The organism is Streptosporangium sp. NPDC001559 (assembly GCF_042893955.1).
Lineage (GTDB): Bacteria > Actinomycetota > Actinomycetes > Streptosporangiales > Streptosporangiaceae > Streptosporangium.
The window spans coordinates 43,975-66,676 of the sequence record NZ_JBIAVG010000004.1 but is presented as its reverse complement, the minus strand read 5'-3'; the positions used below and the strand labels follow the sequence as shown (position 1 = coordinate 66,676).

Annotated in this window: 21 protein-coding genes and 1 pseudogene; 15 read left to right on the top strand and 7 right to left on the bottom strand. The window is 69.7% G+C overall.

Going from position 1 to position 22,702, the window contains the following annotated elements:
• Nucleotides 1-17 precede the first annotated feature (17 nt).
• From ACFYY8_RS10260 to ACFYY8_RS10250, 3 genes are all read left to right on the top strand, one after another.
• Entirely contained in the window at nucleotides 18-782 is a 765-nt protein-coding gene (locus ACFYY8_RS10260; protein ID WP_390039205.1) for an enoyl-CoA hydratase/isomerase family protein, read from the top strand.
• A gap of 87 nt (nucleotides 783-869) precedes the next feature.
• Nucleotides 870-1,934 carry an LLM class F420-dependent oxidoreductase gene (locus tag ACFYY8_RS10255; protein WP_390039203.1) on the top strand — a complete coding sequence of 355 codons (1,065 nt, stop codon included), beginning with the start codon at nucleotides 870-872 and terminating at the stop codon, nucleotides 1,932-1,934.
• A gap of 20 nt (nucleotides 1,935-1,954) precedes the next feature.
• Nucleotides 1,955-3,397, top strand: a complete 1,443-nt coding sequence (locus tag ACFYY8_RS10250; RefSeq protein WP_390039201.1) for an aldehyde dehydrogenase family protein — start codon at nucleotides 1,955-1,957, stop codon at nucleotides 3,395-3,397.
• Between the two features lie 116 nt (nucleotides 3,398-3,513).
• Here the strand turns inward: ACFYY8_RS10250 and ACFYY8_RS10245 are convergent, their stop codons facing one another.
• On the bottom strand, nucleotides 3,514-4,269 hold the full coding sequence (locus tag ACFYY8_RS10245) for a GntR family transcriptional regulator (RefSeq protein ID WP_390039199.1): 756 nt from the start codon (nucleotides 4,267-4,269) through the stop codon (nucleotides 3,514-3,516).
• A gap of 156 nt (nucleotides 4,270-4,425) precedes the next feature.
• Here ACFYY8_RS10245 and ACFYY8_RS10240 point away from each other — a divergent pair, with 156 nt between their 5' ends.
• The 12 genes and pseudogenes from ACFYY8_RS10240 to ACFYY8_RS10185 form a co-directional block, all read left to right on the top strand.
• Nucleotides 4,426-5,154, top strand: a complete 729-nt coding sequence (locus ACFYY8_RS10240; RefSeq protein ID WP_390039197.1) for a GntR family transcriptional regulator — start codon at nucleotides 4,426-4,428, stop codon at nucleotides 5,152-5,154.
• Complete coding sequence (locus tag ACFYY8_RS10235; protein ID WP_390039195.1) at nucleotides 5,151-5,906, top strand: CoA transferase subunit A; 756 nt, start codon at nucleotides 5,151-5,153, stop codon at nucleotides 5,904-5,906. The genes ACFYY8_RS10240 and ACFYY8_RS10235 overlap by 4 nt, the downstream gene beginning before the upstream one ends.
• Before the next feature lie 107 nt (nucleotides 5,907-6,013).
• Nucleotides 6,014-6,730: a CoA-transferase gene (locus tag ACFYY8_RS10230; protein ID WP_390039193.1), complete on the top strand. Its 717-nt coding sequence runs from the start codon at nucleotides 6,014-6,016 to the stop codon at nucleotides 6,728-6,730.
• Nucleotides 6,715-7,644 carry a phosphotriesterase gene (locus tag ACFYY8_RS10225; protein ID WP_390039191.1) on the top strand — a complete coding sequence of 310 codons (930 nt, stop codon included), beginning with the start codon at nucleotides 6,715-6,717 and terminating at the stop codon, nucleotides 7,642-7,644. The genes ACFYY8_RS10230 and ACFYY8_RS10225 overlap by 16 nt, the downstream gene beginning before the upstream one ends.
• A gap of 45 nt (nucleotides 7,645-7,689) precedes the next feature.
• Nucleotides 7,690-8,481: an enoyl-CoA hydratase/isomerase family protein gene (locus tag ACFYY8_RS10220; RefSeq protein WP_390039189.1), complete on the top strand. Its 792-nt coding sequence runs from the start codon at nucleotides 7,690-7,692 to the stop codon at nucleotides 8,479-8,481.
• A gap of 175 nt (nucleotides 8,482-8,656) precedes the next feature.
• Nucleotides 8,657-10,285, top strand: a complete 1,629-nt coding sequence (locus ACFYY8_RS10215) for an ABC transporter substrate-binding protein (protein WP_390039187.1) — start codon at nucleotides 8,657-8,659, stop codon at nucleotides 10,283-10,285.
• 54 nt (nucleotides 10,286-10,339) lie between these two features.
• Nucleotides 10,340-11,083, top strand: coding sequence for an enoyl-CoA hydratase/isomerase family protein (locus ACFYY8_RS10210; protein ID WP_390039185.1), 744 nt, complete (start codon nucleotides 10,340-10,342; stop codon nucleotides 11,081-11,083).
• A gap of 39 nt (nucleotides 11,084-11,122) precedes the next feature.
• A complete protein-coding gene (locus ACFYY8_RS10205) occupies nucleotides 11,123-12,181 on the top strand; it encodes an LLM class F420-dependent oxidoreductase (RefSeq protein WP_390039183.1) in 1,059 nt (352 codons plus the stop codon).
• Complete coding sequence (locus ACFYY8_RS10200; protein WP_390039181.1) at nucleotides 12,181-13,119, top strand: ABC transporter permease; 939 nt, start codon at nucleotides 12,181-12,183, stop codon at nucleotides 13,117-13,119. The genes ACFYY8_RS10205 and ACFYY8_RS10200 overlap by 1 nt, the downstream gene beginning before the upstream one ends.
• 94 nt (nucleotides 13,120-13,213) lie before the next feature.
• Nucleotides 13,214-14,125 (top strand): ABC transporter permease, encoded by a 912-nt coding sequence (locus tag ACFYY8_RS10195; RefSeq protein ID WP_390039179.1) that lies wholly within the window; start codon nucleotides 13,214-13,216, stop codon nucleotides 14,123-14,125.
• A 34-nt stretch (nucleotides 14,126-14,159) separates the two neighbouring features.
• Entirely contained in the window at nucleotides 14,160-15,218 is a 1,059-nt protein-coding gene (locus tag ACFYY8_RS10190; RefSeq protein ID WP_390039177.1) for an ABC transporter ATP-binding protein, read from the top strand.
• A gap of 211 nt (nucleotides 15,219-15,429) precedes the next feature.
• Nucleotides 15,430-16,275: pseudogene (locus ACFYY8_RS10185) on the top strand (ABC transporter ATP-binding protein); the annotation flags it as partial.
• A 64-nt stretch (nucleotides 16,276-16,339) separates the two neighbouring features.
• On the opposite strand, the gene ACFYY8_RS10180 reads toward ACFYY8_RS10185, so the two are convergent.
• The 6 genes from ACFYY8_RS10180 to ACFYY8_RS10155 all read right to left on the bottom strand — a co-directional run bounded on the left by ACFYY8_RS10180 (nucleotide 16,340) and on the right by ACFYY8_RS10155 (nucleotide 22,614).
• Nucleotides 16,340-16,705: a cupin domain-containing protein gene (locus tag ACFYY8_RS10180; RefSeq protein ID WP_390039175.1), complete on the bottom strand. Its 366-nt coding sequence runs from the start codon at nucleotides 16,703-16,705 to the stop codon at nucleotides 16,340-16,342.
• 151 nt (nucleotides 16,706-16,856) lie between these two features.
• Nucleotides 16,857-17,882, bottom strand: a complete 1,026-nt coding sequence (locus ACFYY8_RS10175; protein WP_390039173.1) for an alpha/beta hydrolase — start codon at nucleotides 17,880-17,882, stop codon at nucleotides 16,857-16,859.
• Nucleotides 17,883-18,139: 257 nt separating this feature from the next.
• A complete protein-coding gene (locus ACFYY8_RS10170) occupies nucleotides 18,140-18,964 on the bottom strand; it encodes a MoaF C-terminal domain-containing protein (RefSeq protein WP_390039171.1) in 825 nt (274 codons plus the stop codon).
• Between the two features lie 440 nt (nucleotides 18,965-19,404).
• Entirely contained in the window at nucleotides 19,405-20,358 is a 954-nt protein-coding gene (locus ACFYY8_RS10165; protein ID WP_390039169.1) for an NAD(P)H-dependent flavin oxidoreductase, read from the bottom strand.
• Nucleotides 20,355-21,983, bottom strand: a complete 1,629-nt coding sequence (locus tag ACFYY8_RS10160; protein ID WP_390039167.1) for an AMP-binding protein — start codon at nucleotides 21,981-21,983, stop codon at nucleotides 20,355-20,357. Before ACFYY8_RS10160 ends, ACFYY8_RS10165 begins: the two co-directional genes overlap by 4 nt.
• A 145-nt stretch (nucleotides 21,984-22,128) precedes the next feature.
• A complete protein-coding gene (locus ACFYY8_RS10155) occupies nucleotides 22,129-22,614 on the bottom strand; it encodes a MarR family winged helix-turn-helix transcriptional regulator (protein ID WP_390039165.1) in 486 nt (161 codons plus the stop codon).
• Nucleotides 22,615-22,702 lie beyond the last annotated feature (88 nt).

Genomic DNA, 22,702 nt, shown 5'->3' with positions numbered 1-22,702 from the left:
TCGGGGCCGAGGAGCCCGTGGACCTGAGAATCGAGGGTCACGTCGCGACCGTGACGCTGGACCGGCCCGACGTGCTCAACGCGGTCAACACGCCGACGTACCGGTGCCTGCTCGCGGTCTTCGCGAAGATCGAGGATGGGGCGGACATCCGGTGCGTCGTGGTGCGAGGGCGGGGCAGGGCCTTCAGTGTCGGCGCGGACCGGACGGAACGCGCCGGGATGACGGTCGACGACCTGCGGCTGAGGCGCAGGCTCGTCCCCCGGGTGTTCTCGGCGATGTACCACTGCTCGCGCCCCGTGATCGCGCAGGTGCACGGCTACGCGCTGGGCGGTGGCCTTGAGCTGGCGCTCAGCTGCGACCTCGTGGTCGCCGCCGAGGACGCCGTCATGGGGCTCGTCGAGACGACCCTCGGCAGCATGCCCGCGGGCGGCGGCACACAGTTGCTCCCGCGGCTCGTGGGCATCCCCAGGGCGAAGGAGCTGATCTTCACCGGCCGCCGGTTCACCGGCGCCGAGGCCGGACGGTGGGGGCTGGTGAACCACGCGGTGCCCGCCGCCGACCTTGAGGCCACGGTCGGCGCGCTCGCCGCCGAGATCAGCGCGGCGGCACCGCTGGCGGTCGCGCAGGCCAAGCGCGCCATCGACCTGTCCACCCAGTTGGAGATCGACAGCGGGGTCGCACTGGAGGCCGAGCTGTACGAGCGGCTCCTCACGAGCGCGGACCGGCTCGAAGGGCTGGCCGCGGCGCGCGAGGGCCGACCGGCGAACTTCCGTGGCCGATGACGTGGCCGGTGACAGAGCCAATGACAGAGCCGGTGACGGGGCCAATGACGGGGCCGGTGACCAGACCGGTGACGAAAGGAATGCACGATGATCGAAAGGTTGGGATGCGCCATCGGCGGGCTGGCCGACCCGGAGCACCCGGGGGACGTCGCCGCGACGGTGCGGATGATCGAGGACGCGGGCTACGAGTCGGCGTGGTCCTATGAGGCGTTCGGCGCCGACTGCTTCACGCCGCTGGCCTGGTGGGGCGCGCACACGCGCACGATGCGGCTCGGCACCGACATCGCCCAGATGGCGGCGCGCCCCCCGACGGGGATGGCGATGGCCGCGATGAGCCTCGACCAGCTGTCCGAAGGGCGGGCCGTGATCGGGCTCGGGCTCTCCGGCCCGCAGGTCGTCGAGGGGTGGTACGGGATGCCCTTCGAACGCCCGCTGGGCTGGACCAGGGAGTACGTCGCGATCATGCGCGCGACCATCGCCGGGGAGCGCGTCGCGTACGAGGGCAAGACGTACCGGCTTCCGGCTGAGGGAGGGTCGGGGATGGGCCGCCCGATCCGGTCCACGCTGCGCGGCGGCCGTACGGACATCCCGATCTGCCTGGGCGCCGAGGGGCCGATGAACATCTCGTTGTCGGCCGAGATCGCCGACGGCTGGCTGCCGACGAACTTCTCGCCCATCGCGGACGAGTGGTACCGGGAGCGGCTGGAGCTGGGCTTCGCCCGCCGCCCCGGCGGCCGGCCGGAGAACTTCGAGATCGCGCCCGCGGTCTCGGTGGCGTTCGGCCCGGACCTGGAGTCGGCCGCCGACCGGATCCGCCCGTTCATCGCCTACCAGGTCGGGGCGAACGGGGCGGAGAACATGAACTTCCACCTCAACGCCATCGCGCGGCTCGGATTCGAGGAGCCCTGCCGGGAGATCCGGGCCAAGTTCGTCGAACGGGACCGTGAGGGCATGGTGGCCGCGGTGCCGACCGAGATGGTCGAGGCGGTCGCGCTGGTCGGGCCGCCGGAGAAGATCCGGGCCGACCTGGAGACGAAGTGGAACAGATGCGTCGCGACGAGCCTGATCGCCAGAGCGCGCGTCGACGACCTGCTCAAGCTGGCCGAGGTGTTCCGCACAACCACGGGTGCCGCGCAGGGGCAGCCCGCCTGATTCGTATGACCGTTCGGTCGGTGAGGAATTCGCAAATGGTGATGAGGTACGAGCACTGGATCAACGGCGAACCGACGCCGTCGGCGGGTGGGGAGCGGCTCACGTCGACCAGGCCCGGTACGGACGAGGTCGTGTGCGAGATCCCGTTGGGTGTCCGGGAGGACGCCGACCGGGCGGTGGCCGCCGCGAACGCCGCCTTCGCCAAGTGGGCGGCGGAGAAGCCGATCCGCCGAGGCCGGGTCCTGATGGCCATCGCGGCGGGCCTGCGGCGTGAGCGGCAGCGGCTCGCCGAGCTGGAGGCCGCCGAGACCGGCAAGCCGCTGCGGCAGGCGGACGTCGAGATCAGGGGCGCGGCGGCGTTCTTCGAGTTCTACGCGGGCCTGGTCAACGTGCCGACGGGGGAGATCATCGATCTCGGCGACGGCTACCACGGATACACGCGGCACGAGCCGTTCGGCGTGGTCGGGGTCATCACCCCGTGGAACGTCCCGCTCAACCAGGCGGCCAGGGCGGTGGCGCCCGCGCTGGCGGTCGGCAACGCCGTGGTCTGCAAGCCGTCGGAGTTCACGTCGTCGACCACGCTGGAGCTCGGGCGGATCGCCGCCGAGGCCGGGCTGCCGCCGGGGGTGCTCAATGTGGTGACCGGCATGGGCGACGTCGTGGGCAGCGCGATCGTCGAGCACCCGCATGTCCGGAAGGTCGCGTTCACGGGTTCGGTGCGCGCCGGGCGCATCGTCGGCAGGACCGCCGCCGAGAAGATCATCCCTGTCACGCTCGAACTGGGCGGGAAGTCGCCGAACATCGTGTTCGCCGACGCCGATCTCGACGCCGCCGTCGCCGGCGCGTCGAGGGCGTTCGTCGGGAACGCCGGGCAGGTCTGCTCGAACGGCACCCGTCTGCTGCTGGCCCGTGAGATCCACGACGAGTTCGTGGCGCGGCTGGCCGAACGGGTACGGGCGGTGAAACCGGGCGAGGACTACGGGTCGCAGACGACGAAGGACCAGTTCGAGAAGGTGCTGTCCTATTTCGACGTCGCGCGCGAGGAGGGCGCCACGCTGGTCACCGGCGGGCGGGCGACCGGCGAGGGGTGGTTGATCGAACCGACGATCTACACCGGGGTGACGAACGAGATGCGGATCGCCCGCGAGGAGATCTTCGGCCCGGTCCTGGTGGTCATCCCGTTCGACGACGAGGACGACGCCGTCGCCAAGGCCAACGACTCCGACTACGGTCTCGCGGCGGGCCTCTGGACGGCGGATCTCGGCCGGGCCCACCGCGTCGCGGCCGCCCTGCAGGTGGGACAGGTCTACGTCAACGAGTGGACGGCCGGGCTGATCGAGGGCCCGTTCGGCGGCCACAAGAACAGCGGCCACGGCCGGGAGAAGGGTGTCGAGGCCCTACGGCACTACACCCAGTCGAAGTTCGTTTCGGTCCGGATCGGCAAGGGCGCGAGCGGTGGGTAGGCACGGCCACCGCTCGTGACGTGTACGGCGGGCCGGGCCGGTGATCTCGGGTGGGTGTCCCCTGGTGAGCGAGGGGCATCGGGGGCCCCACCCGGCCTGACATCGGCCTCCACGGCCTATATCGAGGTCGAGGAAGGGCGTTTCCTGGGCGCGCGCGTGGACCGGGACGTCCCGCGCCGGCCCGCCGCCAGCTGGGTGATCGACGGCGTGTCGCTGTCGGTCGCCGGCATCAGCGCCTCGACCTTCTCGGTGGAACGCGTCTTGTGGGCCTGCATCGCGTTGTACGCGGCCTGCGGGTCGCCGGCGGCGATCGCCTCGGCGACCGCGCGGTGTCCCGCGACGGACTCGGCGAGGCTGCCGGGCTGGCTGAGGTTGCGGAACCGCAGCAGGCGCACGCGCCCGTCGAGAACGCCCAGGGCGTCGCGTAACCCGCCGCTGCCGGCCATGGCCAGCATCTTCTCGTGCCGTTCCTCGATCATGCGGACGTACGCGGAGACGTCCTCGGCCTCGGCGGCCCGCTCCAGATCGGCGACCGAGAGCAGCAGGGCGTTGCGCTGCTCCACGGTGCCGCGTACGGCGGCCCACGCGGCCATCATGGGTTCCAGCGCGGTCTTGATCTGGTAGACGTCGGTGATCTCCTGCGGACTGATCTCCCGGACGAAGACACCGACGCGCGGGGTGATGGTGACGAGACCCTCCACGCTCAACTGCTGCAGAGCGTCACGCACCGGCGTCCGGGACACACCGAACCGATCGGCGAGATCGTCGGTCGAGATTCGCTCACCGGAGGCGATCGTGCCGTTGTAGATCAGCGCGCGGATCTCCTCGGCGACCACGTCCTTGGCCGAGAGGATCCGGACCTGTGAATCCAACGATTTCACCTACTCCATTAGCGCTGATGTGCAAAACCCCCTGAGGCAATCGTAGCCGTAGGACGGGGGCGGCCAACGGCGATCGGGCGGTGTCGGCGGGTGGATCTGAGATGCTGATCCTTGACATGTAGTACATCAGCGCTCACACTTGAGCTTGTGCGCACTTCCCTGAGACTCCGTGTTCTTTCGGCGAAGGACGTCGTCATCGAAGAGATCCGCGCGCTGATCCACAACGGCACGATGACCTCCGGCGACCGGATATCGACCGACGAGCTCGCTGAGCGGTTCGGTGTGTCCCGGACGCCGGTGCGTGACGCTCTGCAGCAGTTGAGCGTGGAGGGTCTCGTCACCATCACCCCGCGCGTCGGTGTCTTCGTCCGGGAGATCAGTCCGCAGGAGATCACCGACGTCTACCAGATCAAGACCGCGCTGGAACCCATGATGGCCGCGTGGGCCGCCGTACGCGGCACCCCGGAACAACGTGTCGCGTTCCGCGGGACCTTCGACGAGCTCGAACGGCTGGCTCACTCCAACGACGTCCAGGAATACGTCCGGGCGCTGGAGGAACGCCGTGAGGCACTGCTCACGATGGCCAGGAGCGACGGGTTGCGTGACTCGTTCGCGGTGCTCGACGGGCGCGTGCGCCTGCTGCGGTTCCGCAACCTCAGCCAGCCGGGCAGGCTCACCGAGTCCGCGGCTCAGCACCGTCCCATCGCGGAGGCGATCGAGGCCGGTGACCCCGAGGCCGCCTACATCGCCATGCGGGACCACATGCTGGACGCCACCGCACGGGTGCGCCTTCTCGTGGTGTCGGAGCAGCCGAACGGCGAACCGGCGCCCACCGCCTACTCAAAGTTGTCGAAACGCACGGAAGGTGCCAGATGATCAACAAGGTCGTGGAGTCGGCGGCCGAGGCCGTCGCCGACATCGAAAGCGGTGCGATGATCGCTTTCGGCGGTTTCGTCGGAGTGCCCGGTGTCCCGAGCACGCTGATCAAGGCGATCGCCGAGCGCGGCCTGCGCGACCTGACGATCATCGCGTGCGAGTCAGGCCGCGGTCGCGCCGGCGCGCAGTCGTACGGGGTCCCCGGCGGCGGCCAGCCGTACATCCCTGAGCCGGAGGACGGCGTCTACCCCGTCGGGTACCTCGCCGAGCTCGGCCAGGTGCGCAAGGCGATCACCACCTTCTCCTCGCTCAACAACCCGAACTTCGACGGGCCGTTGGAGGCGGGTGTCCGGCGGGGCGACGTGGAGATCGAGCTGATCGGGCAGGGCAGCCTGTGTGAACGGCTGCGCTGCGGGCGCGCGGGTCTCGGCGGCGTCTACACCCCGGTCGGCGTGGGCACGAAGATCGGTGCGGGCAAGGACATCCGTCACTTCGACGGTGTGCCGCACGTCCTTGAGACGGCGCTCCGCCCCGATTTCTCCATCATCTCCGCGTACCAGGCCGACCGGTTCGGCAACCTCGTCTACCGGCACGGCGCCCGGACGACGAACCCCGTCGTGGCGGGCAGCGGCAATGTGACGATCGTGGAGGTCGAGGAGGTCGTCGACTACCTGGACCCGCAGCACATCGTCACCCCTAGTCCGTACGTGGACCGGATCGTCCTGAGTGACAGGCGCCTCATGGTGAGGTGACCGGCGGTCCAGCGAGTTCCAGGACCGAGGCGGTCGGGCGGCCTCGGGTGAATCCATCCTCGGGAAAGGAGTTCGGGGGACACTGGGCCCGAACCCCCGGCCAGGCTATGACGCCAGCTCAACACCCCTCCGCGCCATCCCTGACCAGGGTTGGAATCGCGCGACGCATCTCACAGGACTTCCGTGAGGGAGACGTCATCAACCTGGGCGTCGGAGTGCCCATGCTGTGCAGCCTCTTCATCGAGGACGACGAGGACATCTTCCTGCACAGCGAGCACGGCGTCCTCGGGCACGGCAGGCAGGCCCGTACCCAGGACGAGGTCGATCCGTCACTGGCCACGGCGGGCAGGCAGCCGATCGTCCCCCGTCCCGGGATGGTCGTCATGGACCACGCCGAGTCCTTCGCCCTGATCCGGGGCGGTCACCTCGACGCGACGATCCTGGGAGCGTTCCAGGTGAGCGTGCAGGGCGACCTCGCCAACTTCTGGTTGCCCGGGGCGATCGCGGGCGCGGTCGGCGGCGCCCAGGACCTCGCGTTCTGCGCCCGGCGGGTGATCGTCGCCATGCAGCTGCTGCCGCGCCCGCGGCGGTTCGTCAACCGGCTCGAACTGGAGATGACCGCGCCGCGGTGCGTCGACCGGCTGGTCACCGACATCGGCGTGATCGACCTGGAGGACGGCAGGGCGATCGTCCGCGAGCTCGTGCCCGGCTGGAGCCTTGAGGACGCCCAGCGGCTCACCGAGGTGGAGCTCGTGGCCGCGCCGGAGGGCATCGCCGAGGTGACGCTCAAGAGCGACAGGGACGACCTGTGGCACGCGGCGTAGCGGACGGCCGGACCGTCGAGACCGTACGCGGCCCGGTCGCGGCGTCGGAACTGGGGCGGATCCTGCCGCACGAGCACGTGGTCTGCGACCTCATCAAGGACCGGCCGCGGCCCGATCCCACCCTGGACGAGTCCGAGGACGCCGTGGCCGACCTCAAGGAGTTCAAGGCGGCGGGCGGCAGCACGATCATCGACTGCACGAACAACGGCCTGGGGAGGAACCCGGGTCTGCTGCGTTCGGTGTCGGAGCAGACCGGCGTGCACATCGTGATGGGCTGCGGCTGGTACCGCGAGTCCTTCTACGAGGAGGACATGAACAAGGTCAGCGTCGCGGAGCTGACCGAGATCCTGCTTGAGGACGTCAGGACCGGGGTGCACGGCATCCGGCCGGGCGTGATCGGCGAGATCGGGGCCGACCACGGCTACCTGTCCGCGGTCGAGGAGCGGGTGCTGCGCGCCGCGGCGAGGGTCCAGAAGGAGACCGATCTCGGGCTCGTCCTGCACGCGGTGAAGAGCGACGTCGGGAGATGGCAGCTCGACGTGCTGGAGGAGGAGGGCTGCGACCTGCGGCGGGTCGCCGTGGCCCACTGCGACATGTATCCCTACCTCGACTACCACGAGCTGCTCGCGAAGCGCGGCGCGCTGGTGAGCTACGACCGCAACGGTCCCCGCAACCCCCACCAGCAGGAACGGCGCATCCGCAACATGGTGGAGTTCATCCGCCGGGGCTGGGCGTCGCACCTGCTGATCTCCCACGACGTGTGCATCCCGGGGGACCGCGGCAGTGCGGGCGGGCCCGGATACGCGTACGCGCTGAAGCAGGTCGTGCCCGACCTGCTGGAGGCCGGGGTTCCCGGGGAGGTCGTCGAATCCATCATGGTGGACAACCCCGTGCGCCTTCTCGTCGGTTCCTGATCCCTCCGATCCCAGCCATGTTCCATCGACGTCAGGAGAAAACGAGTGACTGACAACCCAGAGGTGGTGCTGTGCCGGACCGAAGGGCGGGTGCGCGTCATCACCTTCAACCGTCCCCGGGTCCGCAACGCGCTGAACGGCGAGATGATGCGGCGCTTCCACCAGGCGGTGGACGACGCCGTCGCCGACCCGGATGTCGGCGCGATCGTCGTCACCGGCAACGGCCCCGCGTTCTCGGCGGGTGCCGACCTCAAGGAGGCCGGGACGGGCCCCCGGCCTGACGACCTGTGGGACCGGTACGCGCACGCGGTCGACAGCGACCGGATCTACGAGCGGTTGTCGCGGGTGCCGAAGCCGGTGATCGCCGCGGTCAACGGGTTCGCCGTGGGCGGCGGTTGCGCGCTCGCGGTGTCGTGCGACGTCGTCATCGCGGCCGACACGGCGCGGTTCGGCTATCCCGAGACCAATCACGGGATCGCCCCGGTCACGGTGGCGGTCGGCCTGAGCCGGGTGGTCGGGCGCCTGCAGGCCCTCGACCTGCTGTTGTCGGGCCGGTTCTTCGACGCGGCCGAGGCCCACGCGATGGGCATGGTCACCAGGGTCGTCCCCGCCGACGACCTGATGACCGAGGCCGTCGGCTACGCGCAGGCCCTGGCGGAGAAGTCGCCGACCGCGATCCGCCTCACCAAGCGGGTCTTCAGGGCCGTTCAGGAGCTCGACTACGACCACGCCTTCGAGTACGCCCGCGACGTCAGTCTGATGACCCGCGAGGCGATGACCGGCGGTCTCGGGACGACGGGGTCGCCGGCCGGTACGGAGAACCGAGCTGCGGGTTAGCCATTGTACATGTGATATTTCAGGTGTAACATTCAAGGCTATACCGCACGAGAAATCAGCCAAGCGCGGATTTCCATCACTCGGGGACGGGATCGCCGCCGTCTCGGCACGACCCCTATCAATCATTCCTTGGACTTTCGGAATCGGGTCAGTGCCCGGGACATGGGAGCGAACAATGAAGGTACGCAGGGTTGTTGCCCCTGCCGCGCTGGTCACGATACTGGCGGCCGCCGGTTGTGGCGGTGGTGAGAGTCCGGCGACGAACGAGCGGCCGACCATCCGATGGGGCGTGGCCACCGAGGGCATCACGTCGATGGACCCGGTCCGTGCCGTACAGCCGGTCGACCGCAGCCTGTCGATGATGCTGTTCGACGGCCTCGTCCGTTATCAGCCGGGCAACGCGACGGCGCCGTTCGAGCCGGGGATCGCGAAGGAGATCCCGCAGCCCGCGACGCAGGACGGCAAGCAGGTCTGGACGATCGCGCTCCGCACGGGCGTGAAGTGCCCCGCCGGCCAGAAGACCCCGGCGTACGACCTGACGTCCGACGACGTGGTGTTCTCGCTGAAGCGGGCGGCGGACCCCGAGAAGTCGACGTTCGCCTCGGTGTTCGCCGCCTACGACACGGTCGAGGCGGTGGACGCCGGCACCGTGAAGGTGACGATGAAGCAGCCGGTCTCGCCCGCCGCGTTCCTGCCCACGATCTCGAACTGGCAGGGCGGGCTCGTGGTGTGCAAGAAGGCGGTCGAGGCCGAGGGCGAGGACTTCGGCAAGCGCCCCGTGGGGCCGGGGCCGTTCAAGTTCGAGAACTGGACCCCGGGCCAGCGCATCACGTTGCTGGCCAACGACGACTACTACCTGGGCAAGCCGCTGTCCGCCGGGTGGGACATCCGGTTCATGGCGGACGACACGGCCCGGCAGGCCGCCCTGTTCGGCGGCGACCTCGACGTCGCGTCGCCCACCGCGACCGGGGACAAGGGCCTTGAGGTCATCGACTCCAGGCAGGGGTTCAAGGTCGTCGAGACCCCGCTCTTCGGCACCTGGTACCTGTTGTTCAACACGAAGGTCGGCCCGACCGCCAACCCTGAGGTGCGCAAGGCGCTGGCGTACGCGGTGAACCGCGACGACTACGTGACCCTGACCGGGAAGCGGACCGCGAAGCCGACGCTCAGCGTGTGGGGGGCCCAGCTGCCGGGCGGCGTCCCCGACGCCCACGTGGAGCAGGCGGGCCTGGCGTACGAGTTCGACGTGGCGAAGGCCCGCCAGATGCTCGCGGCTGCGGGATACCCCAAGGGCTTCGACGTCACCGTCACCGCGCCCAGCAACGCGACCACCTTCCAGGTCCTCCAGGCCCAGATGAAGGAGATCGGCGTCAACGTCAAGATCAAGACGGTGGACGTGCCGACCTGGCAGACGGCGATCATGACCGGCCAGGAGCCGCTCATGCTCACCCTCATCTCCTACCGGCCCACGCCGCAGATCCCGTACACGGACTTCTTCTACGGCCCCTCGGCCGTACGGGGCGGCAAGCACCCGGCGCAGAACTTCGGCGGGTACGACGGTGCCGACGCCCTGATCGAGAAGGCGGCCAAGACGTCCGACTCCGCGGAGCAGGCGCAACTGTGGCAGGAGATCAACGACAAGATCCTCGCGGACGCCGCGGCGAAGCCGCTCTTCGTGGCCTACCAGGCCTACGGCGCGGTCTGCGGGTTCACCATGGGCGGCGTCGAGCCGCCGACCACGATCCCCGGCAACTGGCAGCCGAGTTACAAGTCCACCGTCAATGCCGGAGCCAAGGACTGCTGATCCCGCGCTGTGCGAAAGCCAGGCGGAGAAGCTGTGCGGAAGAGAGGTGCTGTAGTGGCCGAGGTCGAGTTCCAGGTCGTGACCGATGGCGTCGGCGTCATCACACTGAATCGGCCGGAGAAGCTCAACGCGTTCAACTTCGAGATGCACCGGCAGCTGGCGGCGGTGCTCACCGGTGACGAACTGCAGGACTGCCGCGCGGTCGTGCTGCGCGCCGAGGGCCGGGCGTTCTGCGGCGGCACCGATCTCAGCGAGCTGGGCGACCATTTGGGGCAGAGCCGGACGCCCTCGTTCGAGGTGTCCACCGGCACCGAGATGGCGCACAACTTCCGGTACGCACGGCCCGTGATCATCGCGGCGGTGCAGGGCTACGCGCTGGGTCTCGGGACGCTGGTCGTGAACCTCACCGACCTCGTGATCGCGAGCGAGGACGCCGTGTTCGGGCACCCTGAGGTCACGCACGGCCTCGTCCAGGGCAACGGCATCCCGCGGCTGCGCGAGGTCGTCGGCACACGGGCGGCGATGTCGATGCTCGTCACCGGCAGGCGCGTACCCGCGGAGGAGGCCCTGCGGATCGGCATCGTGAACGAGGTCGTGCCCGCAGAACGGCTCGGGGAACGGGCCATGGAGGTGGCGCGGCAGATCGCGGCCAACCCCGCCTACGCGGTGCACATGGCGAAGAGGTTCTTCTACGAGTCCGCCGACATGCCCTACGGCGCCGCCGTCCAGGCGGGCTACCGGGTCATGCGCACCGCGCAGCTGGCGAGGCGGGAGAACGGGGCGAACTTCCAGTGGTGACCACACCACGGGCGGCGACCGAGCCGGAAGGAGCCCCAAGTGATCGATAAGCTCGCCTGCTCGATCTACACGCTGGGTGCCGAAGCCGCCGAGGTCGCCGAGGCCGCCGGTTACGAGTCGGGGTGGACGTCGGAGTCGTACGGCACCGACTCCTTCACCCCCCTGGCCTGGTGGGGCGCCAAGACCAGGACGATGCGCCTCGGCACGGGCGTCGCGCAGATGGCGGCCCGCGCCCCGACCGCGACCGCGATGGCCGCCATGACGCTGGACCGGCTCTCCGGCGGGCGCGTGGTCGTCGGCCTGGGGCTGTCCGGCCCGCAGGTGGTCGAGGGGTGGTACGGGATGCCCTTCGAACGGCCGCTGCGGTGGACCCGTGAGTACGTCACGATCATGCGCGACACGTTCGCCCGGGAGCGTGTCTCCCACAACGGCGAGATCTACAGGCTCCCGGCGACCGGCGGAACCGGGCTGGGGCGCTCGATCCGTCCTGGCATCCGGGACGCCCGTACCGACATCCCCATCTACCTGGGCGCGGAGGGGCCGAAGAACATCTCGCTGGCCGCCGAGATCGCCGACGGCTGGCTGCCGACGAACTTCTCCCCGGAGTTCGACCACTGGTACCGGGAACGGCTTGAGGCCGGGTTCCGCCGCCGGCCCGGGGGACGCCCCGAGAACTTCGAGGTGGCCCCCGGCGTGGCCGTCGCGTTCGGGCCGGACGTCGAGACGGCCGCCGACGAGCTCAGGCCGGGCATCGCCTTCCAGGTCGCGGCCAACGGAGCCGAAGGCATGAACTTCCACTACAACTCCATCGCCCGGCTCGGTTTCGAGGAACCGTGCAGGGAGATCACCGAGCGGTTCAAGGCCCGCGACCGCGAGGGCATGGCGGCCGCCGTACCCACGGAGATGGTCGAGGCGATCGCGCTGGTCGGCCCACCCGAGAAGGTCCAGCGGGACCTTGAGACGCGGTGGCACGACTGCGTCGCCACGACGATCATCGCGCGGACCTCCGTACAGAACCTGCCCATGCTCGCCCACGTGTTCGCGGCATCGCGAGCCGCCTGCGGCGCACCCGTGACCTCACGAGCGGAGAACGGCTGATGGCGCGTTACTTCCTGAAGCTGTTCGGGCGGCTGCTGCTGACCCTGGCGGTGGTCTCCACCGCCGTCTTCTTCCTGATCCGGCTCACCCCCGGCGGTCCCGCCGTGGCCATCCTGGGCCAGGACGCGTCCCCGGACGCGGTGGCGCGGCTCAACGAGAAGCTCGGACTCACCGACCCGGTGTTCCTGCAGTACTGGAAGTTCCTGACGCAGCTCGCCCAGGGCGACCTCGGCAACTCGCTCACCAACGGCCTGCCGGTGAGCGAGACGATCCTGAGTGTGCTCCCGCACACGCTCGAACTCGCGGTGGCGGGACTCCTCATCGGCAAGCTCGGCGGGATCGCCCTCGGCATCGTGGAAGCGGTGTGGAAGGACAGGTCGCCCGACGTCGTCGGGCGGATCCTGTCGCTGATCGGGCTGTCCTTCCCGAGCTTCTTCGTCGCCGTGCTGCTGATCCTGTTCATCGCGCTGCCACTCGGTCTGCCGACCAACGGGGTCGCCTCCTTCACGGAGCTCGGCGCGAACCTGCAACGGATCCTGTTGCCCGCGCTGGCCATGGGAATCGTGAGCACCGCCTACACCTCCCGAATCACCCGCTCGCTCATGGTCGAGGTCATCGGGGAGAACCACGTCCGTACGGCACGGGCGAAAGGGGTGCGGGAAGGCCGCGTCCTGGTGCGCCACGTGCTCCAGCCCGGCTCACTTCCGCTCGTCCCGATCGCCGGCATCTCGTTCATCACCCTGGTGGGGGACGCGGTGCTCATCGAGACGGTGTTCGCCCGCCCGGGGCTGGGCAGCCTGATGGTCAACGCCATGCAGGCACGTGACTACACGACCGTGCAGGGGTGCATCATCGTGATCACCACGGTGATCGTCCTCGTGAACGCGGCCGTCGACGCCCTCTACCACGTCCTCGACCCCCGAACCAAGACGGTGTGAGGTCCTCCATGGATCCGACAAGCCTCCGGCCGCTCTGCATCCACAGCCCTCGGCGCCCGAGCGACGTCGAGACGACACGAATGCCGGTACGAGCATGACGACGAACGACCCGGGAGCGGTGGTGACCGCCGCCGTCCCCCCGCCAGACAAGGGCGGTTCACGATATGCCTCGCAGCCCCGGAGGAGGGGACTGCGCCGGCTCAATCCGCTGCTGATCATCGGCGGGCTGATAATCATCTTTCTGGTGTTCGTCGCGCTCTTTCCGGCCCTGTTCACCTCTCAGGACCCGGCGCAGCAGGATCTGGCGGCCCAGCTGGAGCCGCCGAGCGCCGAACACTGGCTCGGCCGCGACCAGTTCGGCCGGGACATCTACACGCGGCTGATCTACGGCACCCAGGTCTCGATGGTCATCGGGGTGTCGTCGGTGCTGCTGGGGATGGCCGTGGGCGTTCCGGTCGGGATGATCGCCGGCTACTTCCGGGGGAAGACCGAGCGCGTGATCATGTGGATCGTCGATGTGAAGATGGCGTTCCCCGGGCTCATCCTCGCCCTGCTCTTCGTCGCCCTGTTCGGGCAGGGAGTCTGGAACATCACGCTGGCGATCGTGATCGGGATCATCCCGGTGTTCGCACGGCTCGCGCACGGTCCCGCCCTGGCGTTCCGGGAGCGGGAGTTCGTGAAGAGCAGCATCGTGTTCGGCGCGCGGGCGCCGTGGATCCTGTACAAGCACATCTGGCCCAACCTGCGCAGCGAGATGGTGGTCATCGCCAGCATGACCGCGGCCGTGACGATCCGGATCGAGGCGGGCTTGAGCTTCCTCGGCCTCGGCCTGCCGCCCCCCACGGCCACGTGGGGTGGAATGCTCCGCGACGGCACCACCTACCTGCAGACAGACCCGTTGTTCTCGCTGGTGCCCGGATTGGCGATCTTCGTCGCGGCCCTGGGCTTCAACCTCCTCGGTGACGGACTGCGGGATGCCCTGGATCCCCGGACCGCGAACAGTTGACCTGCCGGAGACCGGCCGACCCGAAGGTGTGTCGATGACCGACGTGACCGAGTCCGAAATCCACGAACATCCGCGGACCCCGGCGCCGGACGGATGTCTGTCCGTGCGGAACCTGACGACGGTGTTCACGACCAAGCGCGGGACCGTGGCGGCGGTGACCGATGTGAGCTTCGACCTGCGTGCCGGAGAGACATTGGGGATCGTCGGCGAGTCCGGGTCGGGCAAGAGCGTGACCGCGATGTCCATCCTCGGGCTGATCCCGAAGCCGCCGGGCAAGGTCGTGTCCGGCGAGATCCGGGTGGACGGGAAGGACCTGCTGGCGCTCGACCGCCGCAGCCTGCGGGCGGCGAGCGGGTCGGACGTGGCGATGATCTTCCAGGATCCGATGACCTCGCTCAACCCGGTCCATCGGATCGGAGCGCAGATCGCCGAGGGAATCCTGACCCACCAGCGCAGGCCGTCGAAGGCCGACAGGGAGGCGGCCCGGCGCCGGGCCGTCGAACTGCTCGCGGCCGTCGGGGTGCCGGCGCCGGAACGGCGCGCCCGGCAGTATCCGCATGAGCTGTCCGGCGGCATGCGGCAGCGGGTGATGATCGCCATGGCGATGAGCTGCGACCCGAAGGTGCTCATCGCCGACGAGCCGACCACCGCGCTCGACGCCACGATCCAGGCGCAGATCATGCGGCTGCTGCGCGAGGTACAGCAGCGCACCAACGTCGGGATCATGCTGATCACCCACGACATCGGCCTGGTGGCGCAGAACGTCGACCGCGTCCTGGTCATGTACGCGGGGCGGGTGGTGGAGATGGGCACCGTCGAGGAGGTGCTCGGAAACCCCAAGCATCCCTACACCGTCGGCCTGCTCCGGTGCACGCCGAGCCGGCTGCCGGTGGACTCCGTCCGGCGGCGGCTCACGCCGATCCACGGCCTTCCGCCCAACCCGATGGACCTGCCCCCCGGATGTTCCTTCGCGCCCAGGTGCGGTCTCCGCGGCGACCGGGAGCGGTGTCTCCTGGAACAGCCGGAGCTGCGCCCGGCGCCGACGGACGACCACCGGTCCGCATGCCACTTCCTTGAAGAGGTCACCCCCTGAGCGTGTCCCCGCGCTCGTGCTCGACGGTGAGGAGTCGGAACCCATGTTCCACAGCACACAGCAAGACGTGATGGACCCCGCGGAACCGGCCGGGGAGGAGCTGCTGCGGATCGAGGGACTCAAGGTCCACTTTCCGCTCGGCAGGCGCAGACGCGGCCGGTACGCCGAGACGGTGTACGCCGTCGACGGCGTGGACTTCACTCTGCACAAGGGCCAGACCGTCTCGCTCGTCGGGGAGTCGGGGTGCGGCAAGTCGACCGTCGCGCGGTCGATCGTCGGGCTGGCCCGCCCGACCGCCGGGTCCATCCGGTACAAGGGCATGGACCTGAGGACCGCGAGCCGGAGCCAGATGCGGATGCTGCGGCGGGAGGTGCAGATCGTCTTCCAGGACCCGTTCGCGTCGGTCAACCCGCGGATGCGGGTGCGGGACATCATCGAGGAGCCCCTCCGCGTGCAGGGACTCCCACGGGACAAGTACGTGGCCGAGGAGCTCCTGGAGATGGTCGGGCTCCAGCCGGTGTACGCGAACCGGTTCCCGCACGAGTTCTCCGGCGGGCAGATGCAGCGCATCGGCATCGCGCGCGCGCTCGCGCTGAAGCCGCGGGTTCTGGTGCTCGACGAGCCGATCTCCGCGCTCGACGTGTCGATCCAGGCCCAGATCATCAACCTGCTCATGGACCTGCAGGACGAACTGGGACTCGCCTACCTGCTCATCGCGCACGACGTGGCCGTCGTGCGCGCCGTCAGCCACCGCGTGCTGGTGATGTACCTGGGCCGGATCGTCGAGGCGGGCCCCGAGGTGCTGTCCGACCCCGGCCACCCGTACACGCAGGCGCTGCTGAGCGCCATCCCCTCGGCTGAGGTCGGCTCCCGCGGCTCCAGGAAGGAGATCATCCTTGAGGGCGACGTCCCCAGCCCGACCGATCCGCCGAGCGGCTGCCGGTTCCGTACCCGGTGCTGGAAGGCCGCCGACGTGTGCGCGGAGGAGGAGCCCGCACTGCTCGACCGCACCGGGCTGGGCGTGCTCAACGCCTGCCACTTTCCCGTCCGCGAGTAGCGCGCGAAACACCGAAGGCCCGGAAGCCGCTGTGGCGGCTTCCGGGCCTTTCCCGCGCCGGAGATCAGAGGCGGTAGATGTGGTACACCTTCTGGAAGGTCTCGTGGACGGTCCAGGTGCCGTTCCAGCCGACGGGGAAAACCGCGCTCGACCCGGGCGTGAGCTTGACGGGTTCGCCGCCGTCCTCCTGCACGGTCATGGTGCCGGAGATCACGTAGATCGACTCCTCCCGGTTGGGGTACTCCCAACGGGACGAGCCGGGCGCGCACTCCCAGGTGCCGATGATGAACTTCTTGTCCTCGCTCATGTGCAGGACACGGTTGCGGGTGAGAATCTCGGCGGGCTCGATGGGCGTGGCACTCGGCGGTACGAGAGGCCGCTGCTTCGATTCGCTCAGGTCAAGGTCTTCGGGGCGAAAGTTCATCGTCATGGATCGCTCCTCACTTCGTCGGGATCGCCGGACGGCCCGGCCCCGGTCCTCGCCGGGGCCGATGGCGGCGGTGCTGCGTGAAGTCTTTCCTTTGAATTCTATACTTGATATATCACATGTCAAATCTGGTGCGTATAAAGTACGACGGTCGTCACCCGTGCGCCCCGCCGGCCGGCCGGCTGTCTCCGGCCTCCCAGGCGGTCGCGCGGGGGAGATCGAGGACACGTTCGAGCCAGGAGCCGCGGGCGGCCTTCGACGCCCGGCTGACCGTGGTTCCGGGGGCCTGCTCCGTGAAGCCGTGGAACGCCCCCGCCCAGATGTGCAGCTCGGCCTGGCCGCCGACCGCCCAGATGCGTGTCGCGTAGTCGACGGCCTCGTCACGGAACACCTCGCAGGCGCCCGCGTCGATGTAGGCGGGCGGGAGGCCGGACAGGTCGGTCGCCCGCGACGGGGCGGCGTACGGGGACACCTCCGGGCCGCCCGCGTCGTCACCCAGCAGGAAACGCCAGCCCCAGAGGTTGCTGTTACGGTCCCACCAGCCGATCCCGTCGTACTGGTGACTCGACGCCGTGGTGTTCCTGTCGTCGATCATCGGGCAGTACAGCCCCTGCCCGGCGATGGCGGGCCCGCCCCGGTCACGGGCCAGCAGCGACACGCCCGCGGCGAGGCCGCCGCCCGCGCTGCGCCCCATCACGACGATCCGCCCCGGGTCGAAGCCCAGTTCGCCGGCGTGCTCGGAGACCCAGACGAGACCCGCGTAGCAGTCCTCGACCGGCGCGGGATGCGGGTGCTCGGGTGCGAGCCGGTACTCGACCGAGACCGCGACGAGCCCGTAGACGTCGACGAGCTCCACGAAGCTCTCCATGGACCAGAACCGGTTGCCCATGCACATCCCGCCGCCGTGGATGTTGTACAGCGCGGCCGGCGTCGTGACCCCGCCCTTCGGACGAAGGATGGAGACGGTGAGGTCGGGAGCCCCCGCCGGGCCCGGGATCACCCGGTCCTCGAACTCCACCGGGCGGTCGCCGAGGATCTCCTCGATGGGCTTGGTCATCGACCCGCCGCCGTCGCGCCCCGCGCGTACGGTCTCCGGGCCGAGCGGCGGGCCCTCGCCGACGTGGAGCGCCTCGTAGGCGGGCAGAAGGTCGGGGTCGAACGGGACGGGCGTCACGGTCATCGGGGCTCCTTCGGGTCTCTGACGGGGAAACGGCCGCGTCCTCGTGCCGGGGGAAACCGGGTCCTGCCTGGTCTCGCGAGGGGAGCCACCGAAGGCTCGGCGCTCTTGCGTGGGCCCGGTTCCGCGCCCGGCCGGGCGCGTGACGTCGTTTCGAGGATGAAAACAGCTCACATACTAGATGTGATGTATCAATCCATCTATTATGTGATGGGGCGCCCGGGCCGGAAGGCATATGCCGTCCGGCCCGGGAACCGGGTCTAACGCGCCGGGTCGAACTCGGCGGGATAGACCGTCGTGCCGATCAGCCTGCCGAACCCGTCAAGCGTGAAATGGTCGAGAACCTGCCGGGACTCGTCGAGCCCGAACAGCACACCCCGCGAACGGACGCTGCGGATGTCACGGTGGTCGGCGACCGTCACCGCCGCGCAGGGGAGCGCCTTCTCCCGCCAGGCGAACAGGAAGATGCCGGGGCGCAGTTCGTAGGCGGTGCACTCGTCGGTGTCCGCGAGCCCCTCCTCGGAACCGGCCAGGCACTGCCAGGCGTACTGCCGCGGCCCGAGGTAGATGTGCTCGTACACGCGGTCGTGGCCGTACTCCCACAGCACACGGCGGCCGGTGAGCGCGGTGGACGGCGCGGGCGGAAGCATGGTCGACTCCACGCCCTCGATCCGCGCCGTCGCGAAGCACTGCAGGACCCGGGGCCGGCCCGGTGAGGGGTCGCCGGCCAGGGTGAGCACCGAAAGCGCGTGCCCGCTCGTGAAGTCGAGCGCGAGGCTCACGGACTCCGTCGGCGTCTGCGTGTGGCGGAACTGTACGTAGAAGAGATCGTCCGCGACCCGGAACGCGTCGTAGCGGCCCTCTCCTGAGGCCGAGACGTCGTCTCCGCGCCCCGGGCTACGCGTCCACGTGACGGTTTCCGCACCGAAACGGTGCGTGATGCGGGTGCCGTGGTCGTCGTAGAGCACGACCACGCGGCCGACGAGGGCGGGTGGCGGATCGGTTCTGGTGAGACCGATGTCCGCGGCCGCGAGGAGTCCGTGGACGGGTTGACGGATCGAGGCTTCGGAAAGGTCGCTGATCATGGTTCTCCTCACCGGAGGAAGACGGAGGCGAGGGTGAGCGAGGAGGCCACGGGCGCGGATGGGGCAGCGCCTGTGGCTCCCGCTCGGCTCATCGAGCTCGGTTTCGCCCGAAACGGCGGGCTCTGGTCTGTAAGTAAGCGCGCGGCTGTACGCCGGTCGTCAGGTGTAACGCTGGTTATGTGGAGCGGGATGAACGGGATGGAGACGGCGCGGTGGAACCCGGCGAAGTCGTGGGCGAACGCCGTGGCGACGTGGCCGATCCGCGCCTCTTGAACAGGATCGTTCAAGACTTACCTCCCTTGCCTCAAGGGCAAAGCTTGCCGATCCCATATGGCATCCCGCCAGGTTCGGTGCTGTCAAGGTGATTTGAGCGGGCACCGGATCGGGTGATCGCCGCACGTCCGGTGCCGACGGCGTGCTCCGGAGCGTGTCGGCGGCCGTTACAGAGGTGGACGGAGCCTCTCACAGGCCTCGGCGTACTCCGCGACGATCCGTTCGACGATCTCGGCCGCCGGGAGCACCGAGTGGATGAGTCCGGCGGACTGACCCGCCTCGGCCTTGCCCCAGGTGACGTCGCCGTACAGCGCGGCGTCCCGCAGCGTCGAGGCCTGGAACGCCTTGCCGCGCACGTCGATGTCCGCGTTGGACTCCTCAAGTTCGATCATGCGGGCCGTGAACTCGTTCGCGAGCGCACGGGTGACGCCGAGCCCGCGTCCGACGGCTCGGGTGCCGTCGACGGTCGCCGCGAGGACGGCGGCCTTGTAGTTCGGGTGGACGCCCGCCTCGTGGCTGGCGAGGAACCGGGTGCCGAACTGCGCGGCGTCGGCCCCGAGGGCGAGCATCGCGGCGAGGCCCGCGCCGTCTGCGACGCCGCCGGAGGCGATGACGGGGACGCCGGGGACCGCGGTGACGACGGCGCGTACGAGGACCTGCGTGGTGACCATGGCGGGTGGCGGGTGGCCGCCCGCCTCGGCGCCGACGACGATCAGCCCGTCGACGCCCGCCGCCGCGGCCTTGTGGGCGTGCTCGATGCCGGCGACGACGTGCAGGCACGTGGTGCCGATGTCGCGGAAGCGCTCAAGGTAGCGCTGCGTCCCGCCCTGGGCCGCGATCAGGATCGGCGGCCTGCGCCGGAGGAGGAGGTCGATCACCTCGTCGGCGCCCCGCCGGTAGAGGGGAAGGTTGACGGCCCACGGGCGGTCGGTCCCGGCGGCCATCTCGTCGAGCGTGCGGGTGAGGTCGGGGATCCGCATCGGGCCCGCGGCGACGACGCCGAGTCCACCGGCCCGGCTCACGGCGAGCGGCAGGGCGGAGTTGGACGAGGCCCAGGACATGCCGCCCTGAATGATCGGCAGGTCGATTCCGAGCAGACGGGTGACGGAGGTGGAGATCACGCCCCCACCTCGCTGCGCTCCTGGTCGAGCAGCCCGCGCGCGTGGGCCGCGAGCTGGTTCTTCTGCACCTTCGAGCTCGCGGTCATCCCGATGTCCTCGAACCCGTCCACGATGCGGAGATAACGGGGGACCTTGAACCCGGCGAGGTGCGTGCGGGACCAGCCGAGCAGTTCCTCCTCGGTGGCGTCACCGGACTCGGTGAGCACGACGAACGCGAAGGGAACCTCGATCAACCGCTCGTCGGGGACCCCGACCACGGCGGCCTGGTGGACGCCGGGGTGGCGGTGCAGGGCATCCTCGATGTCGGCGGGCGCGACGTTCTCCCCACCGACCCTGATGATGTCCTTCGTGCGTCCGACGAAGTGCAGGCGCCCGGCCTCGTCGAGGACGCCGATGTCGCCGGTGAACAGCCACCCGTCGGAGTCGATGGTCGCGGCGGTCTGTTCGGCGTCGTCGAGGTAGCCCCGCATGACGTTCCAGCCGCGGACGAGGATCGAACCCGGCTCGTCCGGGGCGCAGTCTCGACTGCCGTCGAGGGCGCGGATGCGGACCTCCACACCCGGCTGGACGCGCATCGCGCCGGAGGCCCGTACGGCCTCCTCCTCCCACCAGGCGGACAGTGCGACGTTGGGGGAGGCCTCGGACAGGCCGTAGGCGGCGACGCACTCGGTGGCGCCGAGTTCGTCGATCACGCGCCGGATCACGGTGGAGGACGCCGCGACCCAGGCTCCCCGCAGGTGCAGCGTCCGCCGGGCGCGGTCGGGGTGGTTGAGCAGCATCAGCGCGATGGTGTCGTTGCCGGAGAAGTGCGTGCACCGTTCCGCCTCGAACAGGCGCAGCGCCTCGGCGGGCTCGAAGCGCGCCATGGTCACCAGGGTGGTGGCGTGCTGGATCGACGCGAGCACCGAGAGCGTGCTCCCCGCGACGTGGAAGAACGGCCGCGCGCTGTGGTAGCGGTCGCCAGGGCGCAGGCCGAGGCGTACCCCGGCGAAGAAGGCGTCGGCGCACATGCTGCGGTGGGTGAGCAGCACGCCCTTGGGCCGCGAGGTGGTGCCAGAGGTGTACTGGACCAGCAGGACGTCGTCCGGGTCGGCGGCGGGCGGTACGGTGCCCACCTCGCTCCCCGCCTCGACGAAGTCCGACCACGCGGTCCCCCACTCGGGGACGTTCTCGCCGAGGACGACGACCGACCTGAGCTCGGGCAGAGCCGGGCAGGTCGGGGTCCCGGCGTGACCGATGCCGATCTCGCGCAGCATCGTGATGAAGTCCACGCGCAGGACCCGGTCCGCGACGAACAGGGTGGAGATGCGGGCGTGGCGCAGCGTGTACTCCACCTCACCGGCGGTGAACCGGGTGTTCACCGGGACGGTGACGGCTCCGACGCTCCCGAGGGCGACGAACAGGGCGACCCAGCGTGGCTCGTTGCCGAGGCAGACGCCGACCCGGTCGCCGCGCCCGATGCCGGCGGCGGTGAGGGCCGCGCGGATGCGGGCGACCTCCCGGGCCAGCTCGGCGTAGGTGATCCGTTCGTCGGCGGTGACCACCGCCTCGACGTCGGGAGCGAGCAACGCGGCGCGGTCCAGCGCTTCGTGCGCGGTGACGGGACACGCCGTTCTGAGGTCCATCAAGCTTCCTCCGTCCCGGAGCCGGTGCGCCGGACCTGTGGTCCGCCCGGGGCGACGTACGCGCAGATCATGATCGCGTCGGTCATCGAGCCACCTCCTCGTGCTGGCTCTAGGAGTACGCAAATCTGTTGACGTTGTCAACACTCTAGGGATCGTTTGTGTGGTCGCGTTCCTGACGCTCCATGTCCAGCGCGAGGTCGGCGAGCTTGTCGAGCGCGCGCACCAGCACCTTTTGCTCCTCCGGGGCCAGGACGGCGAGGAACGTCGCGTCGCGCTCGTTCGCCGCGTGTATGAGGCCGCGGTAGACCTCCACACCCGTCTCGGTGAGCGCCAGCTGGGAGGTCCGCCCCGACCCCGCGGTCCGGTTGACCAGGCCCCGTTCCGTCAGCTTGGTCACAATGCGGCTCATCTGCGCTTTGTCCAGACCGGCGCGTCTCGCCAGCCGATTCAGGGTGAGCGTCGGATCGGACGCGATCAGGGCGATCGCCCGCCACTCGCCGAGGGTGACGTCGAACTCGCGGCGGTAGCGCAGGGCCGCGCTGCGGGAGAGGGCCGCCGATGTGCGTGACAGGCGATAAGACAGCAGCTCGGCGATGGGGACGAGATTCCTGACGTTCGCGCGCTCGGACATGGGGAGATCGTAGTAGGCGAGGGGCCGGTGTTGCATCATCAACAACCAGGTCCATCGAGGGCGATCGTCACGGCCGCGCCTGCCGCCT

Coding starts and splice junctions, on each gene's coding strand:
- ACFYY8_RS10255 (WP_390039203.1), top strand. CDS start 870: ATGATCGAAAGGTTGGGATGCGCCATCGGCGGGCTGGCCGACCCGGAG.
- ACFYY8_RS10190 (WP_390039177.1), top strand. CDS start 14,160: ATGACCGACGTGACCGAGTCCGAAATCCACGAACATCCGCGGACCCCG.
- ACFYY8_RS10180 (WP_390039175.1), bottom strand. CDS start 16,705: ATGACGATGAACTTTCGCCCCGAAGACCTTGACCTGAGCGAATCGAAG.
- ACFYY8_RS10235 (WP_390039195.1), top strand. CDS start 5,151: ATGATCAACAAGGTCGTGGAGTCGGCGGCCGAGGCCGTCGCCGACATC.
- ACFYY8_RS10170 (WP_390039171.1), bottom strand. CDS start 18,964: ATGATCAGCGACCTTTCCGAAGCCTCGATCCGTCAACCCGTCCACGGA.
- ACFYY8_RS10230 (WP_390039193.1), top strand. CDS start 6,014: ATGACGCCAGCTCAACACCCCTCCGCGCCATCCCTGACCAGGGTTGGA.
- ACFYY8_RS10200 (WP_390039181.1), top strand. CDS start 12,181: ATGGCGCGTTACTTCCTGAAGCTGTTCGGGCGGCTGCTGCTGACCCTG.
- ACFYY8_RS10215 (WP_390039187.1), top strand. CDS start 8,657: ATGAAGGTACGCAGGGTTGTTGCCCCTGCCGCGCTGGTCACGATACTG.
- ACFYY8_RS10160 (WP_390039167.1), bottom strand. CDS start 21,983: ATGGACCTCAGAACGGCGTGTCCCGTCACCGCGCACGAAGCGCTGGAC.
- ACFYY8_RS10175 (WP_390039173.1), bottom strand. CDS start 17,882: ATGACCGTGACGCCCGTCCCGTTCGACCCCGACCTTCTGCCCGCCTAC.
- ACFYY8_RS10155 (WP_390039165.1), bottom strand. CDS start 22,614: ATGTCCGAGCGCGCGAACGTCAGGAATCTCGTCCCCATCGCCGAGCTG.
- ACFYY8_RS10195 (WP_390039179.1), top strand. CDS start 13,214: ATGACGACGAACGACCCGGGAGCGGTGGTGACCGCCGCCGTCCCCCCG.